The following is a 533-nucleotide window of genomic DNA, read 5'->3' as shown; positions in this document are numbered from 1 at the left end:
TTTCAGGCATAATTTTGAAAGTGATATAGCCATTGCTAAAATAAATTATCAAGCTAATACCTACAACTGCACCGAAGGGGGTGCTAGGATAGAAGGAAGTATAGAAAAACCTTTTTTATGGGCTTGTGAGAATTTATTAAATGAAGATTTAAATAAACCCTTTGTGAAATTAGAACCTTTAAATTTAAATAAACAAAATGAATTAATGCTTAAGGCTTATTATAAGGTTTATCAAAGCATAAAGCATTGTAGGGAATTTAGCGAAGATTTAGCTAAGGAATTTAAAGATATACAAAATATTTATTTAGCTTTAAATGAAAATGAAGCTTATATGAATTTTGCTATTGAAAAAATAGATAGTTTTAAACATAAATTAGAAGATATAAAACAAATGTTAGACTTGTATGAAATTCTAGGACCTTTACTTACTCAATTTGAACTTAATTTAGCTAGAATTTATGTTTTAAATCCTAAGACTAAAGAAGATAGTTTTAATAAAAGTGTTCTTTGGATTAAAGAGCATTTGGAATTTA

The 533-nt window shown here is 25.7% G+C and carries 1 pseudogene; it reads left to right on the top strand.

Annotation, left to right across the window (positions count from 1 at the left end):
- Positions 1-533, top strand: a pseudogene (locus ACLL8X_RS09325) (motility associated factor glycosyltransferase family protein); the annotation flags it as partial.

It is taken from the genome of Campylobacter parajejuni, from assembly GCF_046764905.1.
Taxonomy (GTDB): Bacteria; Campylobacterota; Campylobacteria; order Campylobacterales; family Campylobacteraceae; genus Campylobacter_D.
Note: the sequence above shows the minus strand (reverse complement) of the source record. Positions and strands in the feature narration are given on the sequence as shown.